Origin of the sequence: Psychrobacter sp. CAL346-MNA-CIBAN-0220 (genome assembly GCF_040309805.1) — a bacterium.
GTDB lineage: Bacteria > Pseudomonadota > Gammaproteobacteria > Pseudomonadales > Moraxellaceae > Psychrobacter.
Window position 1 is genome coordinate 961,331 of record NZ_JBEOPF010000001.1, and the last position, 14,434, is coordinate 975,764.

Sequence of the window (14,434 nt, forward strand, 5' to 3'; positions counted from 1 at the left end):
TACCGAAACAATCTACTTCCTGCCCTTTTTCCAGCTAAAGCCCCAATTAAAGGCTTGATCCATCTCCTTGTGACCCTTGAAGTATTGGTTAATGCGCTCAACGTTTATGCTGCCTTGTTGGTTGACCAATCGCGCAATCGCACACATCGGCAAATTACCGGCACCTTCTGTCAAACGAGTCTCAATAGGCGGCTGCTCAGGCGCATGAATAGTCACCACTCCATCGGTTTGCGCCCAATTGGGTGCGCCTTCATAAATAAAGGCAAAGATAAATACTTCCTCAATTTGTGACCACTGCTGACCGTTAATATCGAGCCACTCGCCGCCAGAGGTTTGTCCGGTTCTATCATCAGCACGCAAGCAAACGTAAGGTGCTGATTGCAAACTACCGAAACGATTACCCAACGCTTGAATTAGCGTTTTTTCACCGTTTTTAAGATGAATCATAGCCCCAATGTCGAGGTCAATTCCGCCAGCGCTATTTTGTTTAAACAAATCTGCTAATAGACCTTTTTTTGGCGCTTGCTTGTCGGTATTTGGGCGCTGGTTCCAGTTGAGATTGACAGATATTTTACCAAAGTCATCGCGCTTGGTTAAATTAATACTAGACTGGTTCTTGGTTAAGGTAATTTTGCTTAGATTGATAGACGGTTTTGTAGCGGCGCTATTATTTGCAGACGCGTTATTGACAGGAATCGGCGGCGGACTGCTGTTTTTTTGGGTATTAATAGGTCTTTGAGTATTAATAGACGCTGACGAATTGTTAGCTGCTGGATTATTAGTTGAAGAACGGTTGGCTGACGGCGGCGCTTGAGCTGGAATATCATCGGCAATCTCAACCCCAAAATGTTCAGACAAAGGCTTAAGACCACCGTTAAAGCCTTGAGCGATAAAACGAAACTTCCAGCTGCCCTGTCGGCGATAGCACTCTGCTAGGATAATGGCTTTTTCAGAACGTCCAGTTGCATTGAGCTGACAAGTGAGCACCACTTGGCTGCCTTGTAATACTTGGATATCGACATCACCAATTTGCGCCAATGTCTGGGCGCTAGAAAATGCCAAAGCAATCTTATCAATGTCAGCTGGTTGTGCAGGCAAATTAATATCAAAGAAACCATCGCTATCATGACCACGAAAGCTTACGCTACCATCATCACTACGCGTTTGCCCATAAAAGATCATATCGCCATCACCACGGACACGACCCGTTGTCATCAGTCGATAAGCAACGCAGTCGATAGAATTCTGGCTTAGAATACGGATGCTAATATTATCATTAGGCAGTGGCGCATTGGCACCAGCAATCAAGGTTTGACTCATAGTATGTCCTTTAGATTGTTTATAAGGGATGATGTAAACGGTTCAATAATAGTCAGTTAACGTAAATTCTGTAAGCTATAACTATCCATATTTCTAGGGGTAATTATTTTAGCTATCGCTGTATAGTAGCATGGATATCCCTGGGTTCTTAATACGTACTTTTCCAAAAGAAACACCAAATAACGCTCAGCGCTATTTGGTCACAAGCATATATATTTAGTGACATTTGTATATAATGGTAACGATATAAAATAGATATTAAATATCATGGCCAAAATAGCAGCGTGGCTGTATTTTGAGCATCATTTTGTGCGGGCTGGATTAAATTATCAAACTGTAAATAAAGCTACCGATAGCGCTGAGAGGAATATGAATAACCGTATTAAAGACAATGACCACCAAATTGATAAAGCGGCCGTTTGGGTGGCAGAGGGTCAGTCAAGCCAGCGTGATATGCTTGCAAGTTTGCAAACATTGAAGATGACAACGGATATACCCTTTACTGTTATAGCGTCCCATCGTCAAGATCGCCCTGAAATTTTCGAATTTGCCGATAAGGTTTATTATGAACCCACGGGCAAGATAGATCATCGTGATTTTCAAGCTGCATCTGAAATTGCTATACCGCGCTGGCAGTTTGTACTAGATCACGCTAAGAAAAATAACGTCAAAGTGCTACTTACTGGTCGTAACGGCACTGACTATGAAGCTCAACGCGATCAATTTAGCGCGGCAGGTATTCGACTACTGACAGGCGCGACCAGTGTCTCAGCATTGGAATCTATTAATGACAAGTTTGCCTTTATGCAGCAGTGTCACGCGCACGCTATTCCGGTCGCGGAATGTTGGCGTTTTGACAACATCGACGAGCTTAACGCTTTACTTGCTGAGCATGACCACCAACCGCTGTGCGTAAAGCCAGTTATCGGTATTTTTGCGCAAGGTTTTTGGCGCTTGGATACTGGTATGGATGACAGCGAACGCTCGCATTGGGATAGTTTTGAGCATTTGTATTTCACTGAAGATAAAAAGATAAGTACCGAGCAGTTTATTAATGCTTATACCAGCAGCAAAATGATTCAAGAACAACCGATTCCGATGTTGCTAATGCCGTATCTGTCAGGACAAGAATATTCTATTGATGTGGTTTGTGAATATGGTGAGGTGTTGGCGGCAATAACCCGTTATAAAACTGGAAAAATACAACATATCGGCTACGATAAAACAGTCATGGACGTGGTCAAGCCGTTAATTAAAGCATTTGGCTGTGATGGTATCATCAGCGTACAGACCAAAGCCGATGATAACGGTCAGCACCGTGTGCTTGAGATCAATAGTCGTCCTGCAGGTGGCATCGGTTACACGACTCATAGCGGTGTGGACTTGACTCAAGTAGGGTTTGCTTATTGGCTGGGCTTAATCGACAAACCAAACCTAAATGATATCGCTGAGCAAATTATCCCGTGTCAAGTGCGCTCAATTATGACCAGTGTGAAGATTGGAGAAGAGAGCGCTCATTAGAATAATTATTAAAGCAACTATCTATAAGCATATGAGATAGAGTCAAACGTGTGCGCTAGATGAAAGTATAACTATAGTACTTTGTTGGCTTAAGCAACGTATTTAGATCGGTCTAGATATTTACCTACCCGCTATATAAGCCTTAAGCCAAAAAGCAAAACGGCGGTAGCAATACTGGCCGATTAGGCAATCAAATAACTAAATAACCAGTAACAGCTTTCGCCAAAATACCAAAATATAGACGGCGGCTGATGTTATCTTTGCAAAAAATATGGGATAGAACGAAGCGATGACTAAAATTAAAAATGACGATACACCTAACAAATTTTATAAGCGCACTATTACTCTACCTCGAGGTACGCTTGAGCTGAACTATCAGATCAACACGGCTACTAAACGCCTTGATGAGGCAACCAAATGCGATGATAAAAAATCAGAGACCAACAATCAGCCGTATCAATTAGAAGACTTACTTGGTTTTGCTCAGCGTATTAATCCAAAGCGAGCATTTTTGTTTGTCTCAAAAGTTCTAGGTCGGCATATTCCAGTTGCACCAACGGTTATGCGCCATAGCTTTACTGATTTAGCCAATTTACTACCTGATGGCTTACCTGAGCCTATTTTAGTCATTGGTATGGCAGAGACGGCAGTTGGGCTGTCTGCTGGCGTCCATCAAGCACTACAAACACGCTATTCAAATGCCTTACTGCTTAACTCTACCCGTCACGCGCAGCACGATGACAATAATACTGACACTTTATTAACTACTTTTAATGAAGACCATAGTCATGCCAGCCAGCATTTAATGTACCAAAGTCCGAATCAAACCACCCAAGAGCAGTTGCTCGCCAGCAAAACCCTAATTATGGTCGATGATGAGGCCTCAACCGGTAACACTTGCATGAACGTAGTCAGCGCACTACGCCATGCTGGCTTGACCCAGTTAGAACAGGTACATTTGACCACCTTGGTTGATTGGTCGTTAGGCCAAGTGGGTATGGACGACACTCTAGCTGAGCGTTTACCAGATATCGACTTTCATCGTCATCATCTGTTGTCTGGTGCGTGGCAATGGACAGACGCACCGAATCCGGAATCGATTGTCATGCCGTCGGTTGATACCACCGCTGCTGGCAGTCAGCCGCTAAGTGATACAGGTAATTGGGGCCGCTTCCCGACCTCTAATAGCGCTAATGGCTTTGCTGATTATCTAGCCCAGTTTCAACAGAAATTCGCATGCTTTAATAAACAAACAGTGTTTAATAGTCACGATTTGCCCAAAAAGGTATTGGTATTAGGCAGTAATGAATTTGTGTGGTTGCCATTTTTATTAGCCGAATGGTTAGAGAGCGAAGTAACCATGCAAGCGCAAAAACAAATGTCTGAAGCAACATCAATGATTAAGTTTAGCGCCCTCACTCGCTCGCCCATAGCCACAGGTAGTGCGATTACCACGATGCTGAGCTTTACCGACAATTACGGCCTAGGCATGACTAATTTTGTTTATAACGTCACTCCCGAGGACTGGGATTTGATTGTGTTGTGTGTCGAAACACCTGTTGCTAGTGTTGATACCCTGTGGAAAGATTTGGATAATGTGTTGGTGGTAAGTCCTGCTCTTTAAATTATTCTACAAAATTAAAACTCATTGCTTACGGATAGCTTTATGACTACCCCATTCTTCCAGCCCAACAACGACCTTATTAAGCCTTACACGCTAATGGATTTAGACGATACCCTATTTCAGACAAAGCGTAAGATTGATGCATGGGATTTACCCACGTCTGAACAGGATAAGTTAGTATGTGCCACGGTCAATAAAAATAACCAGCCGTTAAGCTTTATGACTCAGCGCCAATCAACGTTTTTTAATTGGCTGCTTGCCAGTACTGAATTGATAGCGGTTACTGCACGTGATCGTCACGAGATACAGCGGGTCAAATTGCCCTTTGATAGCTGGCAAGTGCTTACTCACGGGGCAATAATTTTAACGCCTGATGGTCAACTGCTTAGCGATTGGCAGCAGCATATCTACGAGCAACTTAGCCCGTTACAAGATCCGCTAAATCAGCTCACCGAGTTGATTACCAAACAGAGTGAAAGTAATAAAAATGGCCATAGTGATTTGATCTTTACGCCTCATAGTGATCATTTTAATGACAGATTTGATGATGAGAAATTAACCATTTATCTTGCCATCAAACATGCGCAAAAAGACCATCAAGCCTTAGCCGAATTAGCTCAGCAGCTACCGACATTAATGCTAAACTTTTCGCAAAATTTTTATGTCCATGTCAATGCTAACAATCTAGCGATACTGCCACACGCTATTCACAAACAACACGCCGTTCAGTTTTTGTTAGAGAAATGTTTGGATCATCAGCGCCCTAGTTTTGGCTTTGGTGACAGTTTGGCAGATTTGCCGTTTCTGCATTTATTAGACTGGTACGGTATGCCCAATCACGGTCAGCTCCACTCCCAACTCCATTCTCAACTATAGACATGGCAAACCTAATGAGCGCAAATATTTCTATATTGACATCAAAACCATCTCACTCCACATTATTGGCCTTAAATAATTATGGCTCAGGCAGTTATCTTGCCAGCGATGTTACGGTATTATTAGATATCGTTGCCAAAGATGCCGTTGCTGATGTACCAGTCACCCAAAAAGAAGCTCTAATTCAAAGTGGTCAGCGTCATTATTCCGATATGCTGACTCTAGAGCAAGCGCCCAGTGTGATGCATGAGCAACTATACGCACAAGCTTTAACGCAAGGCACTTTTAGATGCGCCACCGATATTACTAATCTTGCGTATTCCTTGCACCAGATCTTTCATAATACCGTTACGAGCAAACGCCCGCTAGTGTTGGTTAGTTTAGTACGAGCAGGTTTACCGGTTGGCGTATTATTACAGCGCGCTTTAGCGGATACTAATAGCGGCTATTCGCTACCCAGTGTGCATTATGGTATCAGCATCATTCGTGATCGCGGTCTTGATCCGCTGGCATTGCAATTACTGCTGGATGCTTATCCGGACAGTCCGATCGTATTTGTCGATGGCTGGACGGGAAAAGGGGCTATTTATCAAGAATTAGCACGTAGCCTTGAGGCATTTAATAATCCTACTCATCCAAATTTTGCCAATATTTTTCATCAAGGCGCGGATACGATCCCACTGCTGACGCTCGCTGATCCCGCTGGGGTCGCCTGGCTGGCAGCCAGTAGCGATGATTGGCTAATGCCATCAGGCTTACTGAACAGTACCGTATCAGGGCTCATTTCGCGTAGCTTGTACACTGCGCCGCTATCGGGTCTACATCGCAGTGTATTTTATGATAACTTAGTGGATGTTGATCATAGTCTTGCGTTTGTGAATCATATTAATACCGCTAGAGAGCAATTAAAGGCTCTACCTCAGCAACTTCCAACGTTTAATCAGCCACGTTATGCAACTAAAGCCATAATCGATATGTTGGCGACCCGCTATCAAATCGAGAACCGCAACCGTATCAAACCCACCATTGCAGAAGCAACTCGGGCGATATTACGCCGTGATCCAGAGCGCATCCTACTGGCGACCCCAGATCATCCTGATACGGCATTGCTGCGGCATTTATGTAGTGAGCGTCATGTTAATATTACGGTCTTGGGTGCTAAAATATTACCTTATCAAGCCGTTACTCTTATTAAGCAGCGTACTACCAGTGCTTAGCACTCACAATACGAAAAATGCTTTAATATTATAAATACGATTTGATAAAGATAAACGCGGAACTTTAAGCGTTTACGAACAACGGAGTCGAGGTTTTTTCATTAGATCACTGTGAATCTTTTGTCTTCATTTTATTTCAGATTAATCCTTCTTTTTTATTTATATTTATTCTCATTTACTACTAATTACGACGCCTACTATGCCAGATAACCAGTCCAACCTTTATAATTATACTCAGTCTTATGCCCATTTAATCACTGAGCGCCACGCAATGGTCAAGCCGCACACTCATCATCCTTATCAGCTGGGTGCAAGTCTCTATATGCCAGCAACTCGGCAAGATATTTGGCAAGTGATTAAACGGGATAAATTACCGACGATCAATAGCATTATCATTTGTTTAGAGGATGCAGTCAGCCATAGCGATGTTGAGCTGGCACTGACGCGATTACAGGCACTACTCAATACCTGGGAATCACATGTTAATAGCATCAATGTGCCTTCAACCCAAGCAGAGATCCAAACCCAGCAACCAACACGCCCGTTAGTATTTGTGCGTCCACGCAACCCAATGATGTTACAGCAATTAGCAGATTTTGAGCATATTGATTTGCTTGATGGCTTTGTAATGCCTAAAGTCGATATGTATAGCTTGTCCAATTGGCGTATGGCCTGTCAGAATCTAAGCAGTGATCAGTTATTAATGCCAACTTTAGAGACTGCTGCTTTATTTAATCCGCATCACAATCAAGAGCTGGCGATTGCCTTTAAAGAGGCTTTTAGTCAGCCTATATTTGCACTCCGTATCGGTGGCAATGACTTGTTTGCAGCGCTGCGTCTGCGCCGCCCAAAAGACACCATGATTTATGACACACCGATTGGTACCCTTACCTATCAGCTGCTCGGCTGCTTTGTGCCGCATGGCTTTTATTTAACCGCCCCAGTCTTTGAATATCTGGATCAGCCCATGCTATTTATGCAGGAGCTGAACCGTGACGTCAACCTAGGATTGGTGGGTAAAACGGTCATTCATCCGAGCCAAATTGCCTTAGTACAGCAAGCTTACTGCGTGCCTGTGAGCACTTTAGATGAAGCACAAGCAATACTACATAGTGAGGCCAAAGCGGTATTCAAATACAACAATACTATGTTAGAACCTGCGACCCACCGTGCTTGGGCGCATGAAGTGATTAATCGTGCAGAAGTGTTCGGTACTATTAATGACGGTCATAGCGATTATAAGCCGCTGTTGTGAGAGTAAGGTGCTGACACCCTAAACATTGGATATAGAAAAGTCGCTATCATTACTCCGATAACGGCTTTTTTTCTGAGAGAATAGTCAAAGACTAGGCGGTACTATCAACTAGATTATGAGAATTAAAATGAGATAAATTGATACCAAACAATGAAAAATTCGCAGTAAATATGAACATATTGACCATAATTTTGACACCGTCTAGCGAAAGTTTCGCCATATTAAGACCATAAAATGCATGACTGTACTAATTGATGACACGCTCTAGACACAGCATTGCAAAAAATGACTGATAACTGTATTGATTTGTTCAGGCTCTTCTACCGTTGCAGTATGTCCAGCTCGTTTAATGACCGCAAGTTTAGAGCCTGCAATCGCAAAGTGCATACGCTCAGATTTTGGATAAGGCGTCGCCGCATCTTCATCACCAACTATAATCAAGGTAGGCGTCGTAATATCACCAAGTTGTTCATAAACCCCTTTACGCTCAATGACGCCCATCGTTGCTTTAGTCACGCCAAACTTATGATTGGCTTGCATATGCGCGAGCCATTCTTTACCTTCAGCTTTACGCGACTTATCTTCTAAGAAACTGCTACCAAACATAATAGGCATTACTTTTTTGCTGACGCGCTTCATGCCCAACCAACGAATAGCGGTAGTGAGCTTACGATATTTCGGTGCAGTTTTAGGATCTTCAGGATCGGCTGAAGTCTCTAACAATATTAACGATAACAGCATTTCTGGATACTTAATCGCAATACGCTGCGCTATAAACCCGCCCATTGATAAGCCGACAAAATGACACTTATTGATATTAAGTGCTTTAAGTAACGCGATAGCATCCTCGGTTAGGGTGTCCATATCGTAGCCAGACTTAGTAATCTGCGACTGCCCCTGCCCACGAAAGTCAAAAGCGATACAGCGATACTGGTCTTGAAAGTGCGCGACTTGCTTATCATACATCCGCGTACTCCACAGCAGTCCGTGCGCAAACACCATTACTGGCTTATGTTTATCGTCAGGCGCACTGTCTTCATAATAAATACTAGTGTCATTAATCTGGATATGGGGCATAACCGTTTCCTTGTATGGCTAATATAGCTTATATCAATAAATAGGAGCTTATTAAGAAGCAACCACATGATATTCGTAGGAGTCTTTTAGCATAAATCACACAGTAGCCGTTTAGTAGCTTTATTTTTTACTATCATATGAATAAACCCACTTCAATCCGCTACTCATAATGTATAGACATCCTATACTATCGAATCATATCGGTACAAATGACCTTATAGTGTCGCAAGCGCTCATCAAACTGGCTTTTATAAAAACACCAAACTGCTATAGTCATTAGCATTAAATAATATAGTTATAAGGAGAACCACCATGTCACAAAATCTAGTCGAATATAAGACTGCACAACACATCGCTACCATTACCATGAATGATCCCAAGACTCTAAATGCTTTCAGTACACCGCTAAAGAAAGCAATGATGGCGGCCCTGAAGCAAGCAGATGCTGACGAACAAGTGCGAGTAATTGTCCTACAAGGTGCAGGTAATAACTTCTCAAGTGGCGGTCATATTGGTGAGATGCTTGAGAATGGTATGGAAGGTGAGGCACTATCTGACAAGCTTAACTTTATGGTGGGCGAAGTCGCTGAGATTAGTCTAAAACTGCGCAATATTCATAAGCCTATTATTGCCAAACTAGAAGGCGCGGTCGCAGGTGCGGGTATGAACCTTGCCTTGACTTGTGATTTTCGTATTGCTGCTGACAATGCTAAATTTGTACAAGCGTTTGTCAATATTGGTCTAGTTCCCGATGCTGGTGGGATTTATTTACTTAATCAACTCATTGGGGCAGCGAAGACCACAGAGCTGGTGATGCTTGGTGATAAGCTAACGAGCGATGACATGGCGCGTTTGAACTTAGTTAATACAGTGGTTAGCGCGGATGAGTTAGATGCAAGCGTTAACGCCTTGGCGACTCGTTTAAGTAATCTACCTGGAAAAGCATTGGCCTCGATAAAACATATGATTAATACGCATGCGTATATGGGTCTTAATGAAGCCCTAGATATGGAAGTGGATCAGCAAACTATGTTGGCAAAGACCGAGGATTTTAAAGAAGGCATTAGTGCGTTTATGGAAAAACGTAAGCCAGTTTATAAGGGTAAATAAGTTGTAAATCGAAAGCTAATTCTGTCTCTATTTTTCAATCTTCACCACACAAAAACCCCGCATCATTACGATACGGGGTTTTCTTATTCGAAAAATTTACAACTTCAAAAACTAGGTCAATTGAGCAACGTTAATTTTATCCGCTTCTTCGGTATACTCTTCCATACGGTCAAAGTTCATGTATTGATACACTTCATCGCCCATACTGTTGAGCATGCCAGCATATTGCTGATATTCATCATTGGTTGGCAATTTACCCAATACTGCAGCGACAGCAGCAAGCTCAGCTGAAGCAAGATATACGTCCGCGCCTTGACCCAAACGGTTCGGGAAGTTACGAGTTGACGTCGATACCGCAGTAGAATTCGGGGCGATACGTGCTTGGTTACCCATACATAATGAACAACCTGGCATTTCAGTACGAGCGCCGGCTTGTGCGTAGATGTTGTAGTAACCTTCTTCCATCAACTGACGCGCATCCATTTTGGTTGGTGGCGCAATCCATAAACGAGTTTTTAAGCTACCTGATGGGACGTCTTGGAGCAATTTACCGGCAGCACGGAAGTGACCAATGTTGGTCATACATGAACCAATGAATACCTCATCAATGATGTTCCCTGCCACGTCTGACAATGTTTTGGCATCATCAGGGTCATTTGGGCAGCAAAGAATAGGTTCTTTGATCTCGCTCATATCAATGACCATATCGATGGTATATTCAGCATCTTCATCAGCGCGCATGAGGCTTGGATTCGCTAACCATTCTTGCATGGCTTCAACACGGCGGCTAATAGTACGCGCATCGCCATAACCTTCTGAAATCATCCATTTGAGCAAAGTAACGTTCGAGTTCAGATATTCAGTGATTGACGCTTCTGATAAGGCAATGGTACAACCTGCGGCACTACGCTCAGCTGACGCATCAGACAGCTCAAATGCTTGCTCAAGCGTTAAGTCGTCAAGGCCTTCAATCTCAAGGATACGACCGTTAAACTCGTTAATTTTACCTTTTTTATCGACGGTCAATAAGCCATCTTTGATCGCTTGGTACGGAATCGCATGGACTAAGTCACGTAAGGTAATACCAGCTTGACGTTCGCCGACGAAACGGACACGGACAGACTCAGGCATATCAAGTGGCATTACGCCAGTTGCGGCTGCGAAAGCGACTAGGCCAGAACCGGCTGGGAATGAAATGCCCATTGGGAAACGGGTATGCGAGTCACCACCAGTACCAACGGTATCTGGAAGTAGCATACGGTTCAACCATGAGTGAATAATACCATCACCTGGACGTAAGCTTACGCCACCACGGTTCATAATAAAATCAGGTAGCGTGTGCTGAGTTTCTATGTCAACAGGCTTGGGATACGCTGCTGTATGACAGAATGACTGTAATACCAAATCTGTTTGGAAACCTAAACAAGCCAAGTCTTTTAGCTCATCACGAGTCATCGGACCGGTGGTATCTTGGCTACCGACAGTGGTCATTTTTGGTTCGCAATACATGCCAGCGCGGACGCCGTCTAGACCACAAGCTTTACCAACCATTTTTTGCGCTAAAGTGAAACCTTTACCCGTATCAACTGGCTCTTCTGGCTTAGCAAAAATGTCTGAATGAGGCAAACCCATATATTCACGAGCACGATTGGTCAAACCACGACCAACGATTAGCGGAATACGGCCACCGGCACGTACTTCATCCAGTAACGTTGGTGAGTTTAGCTTAAAAGTTGATAATACTTCATCAGAATCATGCTTAGTAATTTTGCCTTCATACGGATAGATATCAAACACATCACCCATATTTAAATTATCGACATTAATTTTTTCGATAGGTAGTGCACCTGAATCTTCCATAGTATTAAAGAAGATTGGGGCGATATTGTTACCAAGAACCAGACCACCACCACGTTTGTTAGGGACGTTAGGGATATCATCACCCATCAGCCATAATACTGAGTTAGTCGCTGATTTACGGCTAGAGCCAGTGCCGACTACGTCACCAACATAAGCAAGCTGATGGCCTTTTTCTTTTAGCGCTTCAACCTGTTTCATAGGACCAATAACACCCTCTTCGTCAGCGGTGATACCGTCGCGAGAGTTTTTGTGCATGGCTAATGAATGTAATGGGATATCAGGACGGCTCCAAGCATCTTGCGCCGGTGACAAGTCATCAGTATTGGTTTCGCCAGTGACTTTAAAGGTCGTATAGGTTGATTTCTTTGGTACTGCAGCGCGATTCAAGAACCACTCAGCGTCCGCCCAAGATTGAATCACTTCTTTAGCGATGTCATTGCCCGCTTCTGCTTTTTCAGTGACGTCATGGAACGCATCAAAAACCAATAAGGTTTTTTTCAAAGCTTCGGCAGCGTCTTGCGCCAGTTCTTTGTCATCTAATGCAGCAACCAATGATTCAACGTTGTAACCACCTTGCATGGTGCCTAAGATTTCAACGGCTTTTTGCTTACTAACCAATGAAGAAGTCGCTTCACCTTTTACGATAGCAGCTAAAAAGGCTGCTTTCACATAAGCGGCTTGGTCAACACCGGCCGGAATGCGGTTTTCTAGCAAGTTCATCAAGAACGCATCTTCACCTGCTGGTGGATTTTTAAGTAACTCAACTAGGTCTGCTACTTGCTTCTCATTAAGTGGAAGCGGTACAGTTCCTTGCTCGGCACGTTCTGCGACATGTTTACGATAAGCTTCTAACACAATAGTCGTCCTCGTCGGTTGGATGGTCGGCACATTACGTGAGTAGTCTGAATGACTGCCTGCGTCGATGCACCAATTTGGATATTTATGCCTACCAATATAGCTTAAAACGGCTAAAATGTTAATGACCAAAGCGTAAACAGGCCTACATAGCCAACATTTAGTAGAGAAATGGGAGGTATTTCTTCCTGTATATTGCTAACATTACTCATCATGATATTAAGTTAATTTAACTGTGTTTTTTGGCTATTTTTCTGTTAAATTAGTAGGCGCGCGTCATATAGAACGCTTTTGTAAAAAGTAGCATATCTTAGTATTTATCAATTGTTATCTTTATTAATTGTCATTTTTACTATAAATAGCGCTCATGTCCGTATTCTATATTTAATGTTAATCACTTATATAAGTACAACTGAGTGCACCTTCCAAACTAATATTTATACCCGATAAATAGCGATTTTTCACACCTTTTCTGCTTGGACACCTGCTTACGCCAACCTGCAATAGAAGGGTGAAAAACAACCTGATTTTTGCTATAATCATCGTATTAAACTTCACATCTCACTGTCATTGAATAATAAACAAAACCCGTGACTTAATAAGGGTTTAGGATAAGTCTATGAACTCATTAGCCGTACAAACGCACGTTCCTGCTGCCAGAGTCAAACCCAAAAAAGCCATCCAAGGTGAAAAGCTCCGTGGTTATGACAAAGTAGCGCGTATCCCAATTAAAGTAATCCCCACGGTCGAGGCCAAAAAAAAGCCAGACTGGATTCGGGTCAAGATGTCGTCCCCTGCTGAAGTGGCTCGCATCAAAAAAACCTTACGTGAGCAAAAACTATATACTGTCTGCGAAGAAGCGGCCTGCCCTAACTTGCCTCAGTGCTTTGCTGATGGTACGGCTACTTTTATGATTATGGGCGATATCTGTACCCGCCGTTGCCCATTCTGTGATGTAGGACATGGTCGCCCTAATAACCTTGATGCCGATGAGCCACGCCATACTGCTGAAACTATCTTAGGCTTGCAGCTGAAGTATGCCGTTATCACCTCAGTCGATCGCGATGATTTAAAAGATGGCGGCGCCGCTCATTTTGTCGAAGTACTTAACGAGGCAAGAGCGCTCAGCCCCAACTGCCTAATTGAGATTTTAGTTCCCGATTTCCGTGGCCGTATGGATATTGCGTTAGATTTATTAACTGAGACCGCGCCAGATGTTTTTAACCATAATATCGAGACGGTGCCACGCCTTTATAAAGCGTTCCGTCCGGGTTCTGATTATCAGCATTCGTTGGACTTGCTCAGAATTTATAAAGAACGTCGCCCTGATATTGCGACCAAATGCGGCTTTATGGTCGGACTTGGTGAAACCGAAGAAGAAATCTATACGCTACTTGATGATCTTAAAGCCAATGATGTCAATATGATTACGATCGGTCAATACTTACAGCCCAGCAAAAACCATGTACCTGTTGAGCGCTATGTGCATCCAGATGAGTTCCAGCGTTATATGGACTACGGTAAAAAGATTGGCTTCTTTAGCATTTGGGCAGGCCCGATGGTTCGCTCAAGTTATTTTGCGGATCGTCAATATTATGGTGAAGATTGCCCCGCCCCTATCCGTAGCAAAAAAGCCTTAGAAGCGGAAGGCAAGCTCGGTTGCTAAGCACTGTTTAGTGATTAACAACTAAGTTAAAGCACTAAACTAAGAAAGAAATA

Annotated in this window: 10 protein-coding genes; 7 read left to right on the top strand and 3 right to left on the bottom strand. The window is 43.2% G+C overall.

Annotated elements, in window-relative coordinates:
- Nucleotides 1–12: 12 nt before the first annotated feature.
- Nucleotides 13–1,320 carry a TerD family protein gene (locus AAEY88_RS03670; RefSeq protein ID WP_350559208.1) on the bottom strand — a complete coding sequence of 436 codons (1,308 nt, stop codon included), beginning with the start codon at nucleotides 1,318–1,320 and terminating at the stop codon, nucleotides 13–15.
- A 369-nt stretch (nucleotides 1,321–1,689) separates the two neighbouring features.
- Between AAEY88_RS03670 and AAEY88_RS03675 the strand changes: the two genes are divergently transcribed.
- The 5 genes from AAEY88_RS03675 to AAEY88_RS03695 all read left to right on the top strand — a co-directional run bounded on the left by AAEY88_RS03675 (nucleotide 1,690) and on the right by AAEY88_RS03695 (nucleotide 7,813).
- Nucleotides 1,690–2,841, top strand: coding sequence for an ATP-grasp domain-containing protein (locus AAEY88_RS03675; RefSeq protein WP_350560448.1), 1,152 nt, complete (start codon nucleotides 1,690–1,692; stop codon nucleotides 2,839–2,841).
- Nucleotides 2,842–3,130: 289 nt separating this feature from the next.
- Nucleotides 3,131–4,465, top strand: coding sequence for a phosphoribosyltransferase domain-containing protein (locus AAEY88_RS03680; RefSeq protein ID WP_350559211.1), 1,335 nt, complete (start codon nucleotides 3,131–3,133; stop codon nucleotides 4,463–4,465).
- Nucleotides 4,466–4,507: 42 nt separating this feature from the next.
- A complete protein-coding gene (locus AAEY88_RS03685) occupies nucleotides 4,508–5,341 on the top strand; it encodes an HAD hydrolase family protein (protein WP_350559214.1) in 834 nt (277 codons plus the stop codon).
- 14 nt (nucleotides 5,342–5,355) lie between these two features.
- On the top strand, nucleotides 5,356–6,558 hold the full coding sequence (locus AAEY88_RS03690) for a cysteine protease StiP domain-containing protein (RefSeq protein ID WP_350559217.1): 1,203 nt from the start codon (nucleotides 5,356–5,358) through the stop codon (nucleotides 6,556–6,558).
- 199 nt (nucleotides 6,559–6,757) lie between these two features.
- A complete protein-coding gene (locus tag AAEY88_RS03695; protein WP_350559220.1) occupies nucleotides 6,758–7,813 on the top strand; it encodes an HpcH/HpaI aldolase/citrate lyase family protein in 1,056 nt (351 codons plus the stop codon).
- Between the two features lie 264 nt (nucleotides 7,814–8,077).
- On the opposite strand, the gene AAEY88_RS03700 is transcribed toward AAEY88_RS03695, so the two are convergent.
- Nucleotides 8,078–8,890, bottom strand: coding sequence for an alpha/beta fold hydrolase (locus AAEY88_RS03700; RefSeq protein ID WP_350559223.1), 813 nt, complete (start codon nucleotides 8,888–8,890; stop codon nucleotides 8,078–8,080).
- Nucleotides 8,891–9,202: 312 nt separating this feature from the next.
- Here AAEY88_RS03700 and AAEY88_RS03705 point away from each other — a divergent pair, with 312 nt between their 5' ends.
- Nucleotides 9,203–10,000 carry an enoyl-CoA hydratase-related protein gene (locus tag AAEY88_RS03705; protein ID WP_350559226.1) on the top strand — a complete coding sequence of 266 codons (798 nt, stop codon included), beginning with the start codon at nucleotides 9,203–9,205 and terminating at the stop codon, nucleotides 9,998–10,000.
- 111 nt (nucleotides 10,001–10,111) lie between these two features.
- Here AAEY88_RS03705 and acnB read toward each other — a convergent pair whose 3' ends face one another.
- On the bottom strand, nucleotides 10,112–12,715 hold the full coding sequence (gene acnB / locus AAEY88_RS03710; RefSeq protein ID WP_350560450.1) for a bifunctional aconitate hydratase 2/2-methylisocitrate dehydratase: 2,604 nt from the start codon (nucleotides 12,713–12,715) through the stop codon (nucleotides 10,112–10,114).
- A 619-nt stretch (nucleotides 12,716–13,334) separates the two neighbouring features.
- Between acnB and lipA the strand changes: the two genes are divergently transcribed.
- Nucleotides 13,335–14,381 carry a lipoyl synthase gene (lipA, locus tag AAEY88_RS03715; protein WP_350559229.1) on the top strand — a complete coding sequence of 349 codons (1,047 nt, stop codon included), beginning with the start codon at nucleotides 13,335–13,337 and terminating at the stop codon, nucleotides 14,379–14,381.
- The last annotated feature ends 53 nt before the right edge of the window (nucleotides 14,382–14,434 follow it).

Bases quoted from the DNA above. Each gene is read 5' to 3' on its own strand.
- AAEY88_RS03670 (WP_350559208.1), bottom strand. From the start codon at position 1,320: ATGAGTCAAACCTTGATTGCTGGTGCCAATGCGCCACTGCCTAATGAT.
- AAEY88_RS03675 (WP_350560448.1), top strand. From the start codon at position 1,690: ATGAATAACCGTATTAAAGACAATGACCACCAAATTGATAAAGCGGCC.
- AAEY88_RS03680 (WP_350559211.1), top strand. From the start codon at position 3,131: ATGACTAAAATTAAAAATGACGATACACCTAACAAATTTTATAAGCGC.
- AAEY88_RS03685 (WP_350559214.1), top strand. From the start codon at position 4,508: ATGACTACCCCATTCTTCCAGCCCAACAACGACCTTATTAAGCCTTAC.
- AAEY88_RS03690 (WP_350559217.1), top strand. From the start codon at position 5,356: ATGAGCGCAAATATTTCTATATTGACATCAAAACCATCTCACTCCACA.
- AAEY88_RS03695 (WP_350559220.1), top strand. From the start codon at position 6,758: ATGCCAGATAACCAGTCCAACCTTTATAATTATACTCAGTCTTATGCC.
- AAEY88_RS03700 (WP_350559223.1), bottom strand. From the start codon at position 8,890: ATGCCCCATATCCAGATTAATGACACTAGTATTTATTATGAAGACAGT.
- AAEY88_RS03705 (WP_350559226.1), top strand. From the start codon at position 9,203: ATGTCACAAAATCTAGTCGAATATAAGACTGCACAACACATCGCTACC.
- lipA (WP_350559229.1), top strand. From the start codon at position 13,335: ATGAACTCATTAGCCGTACAAACGCACGTTCCTGCTGCCAGAGTCAAA.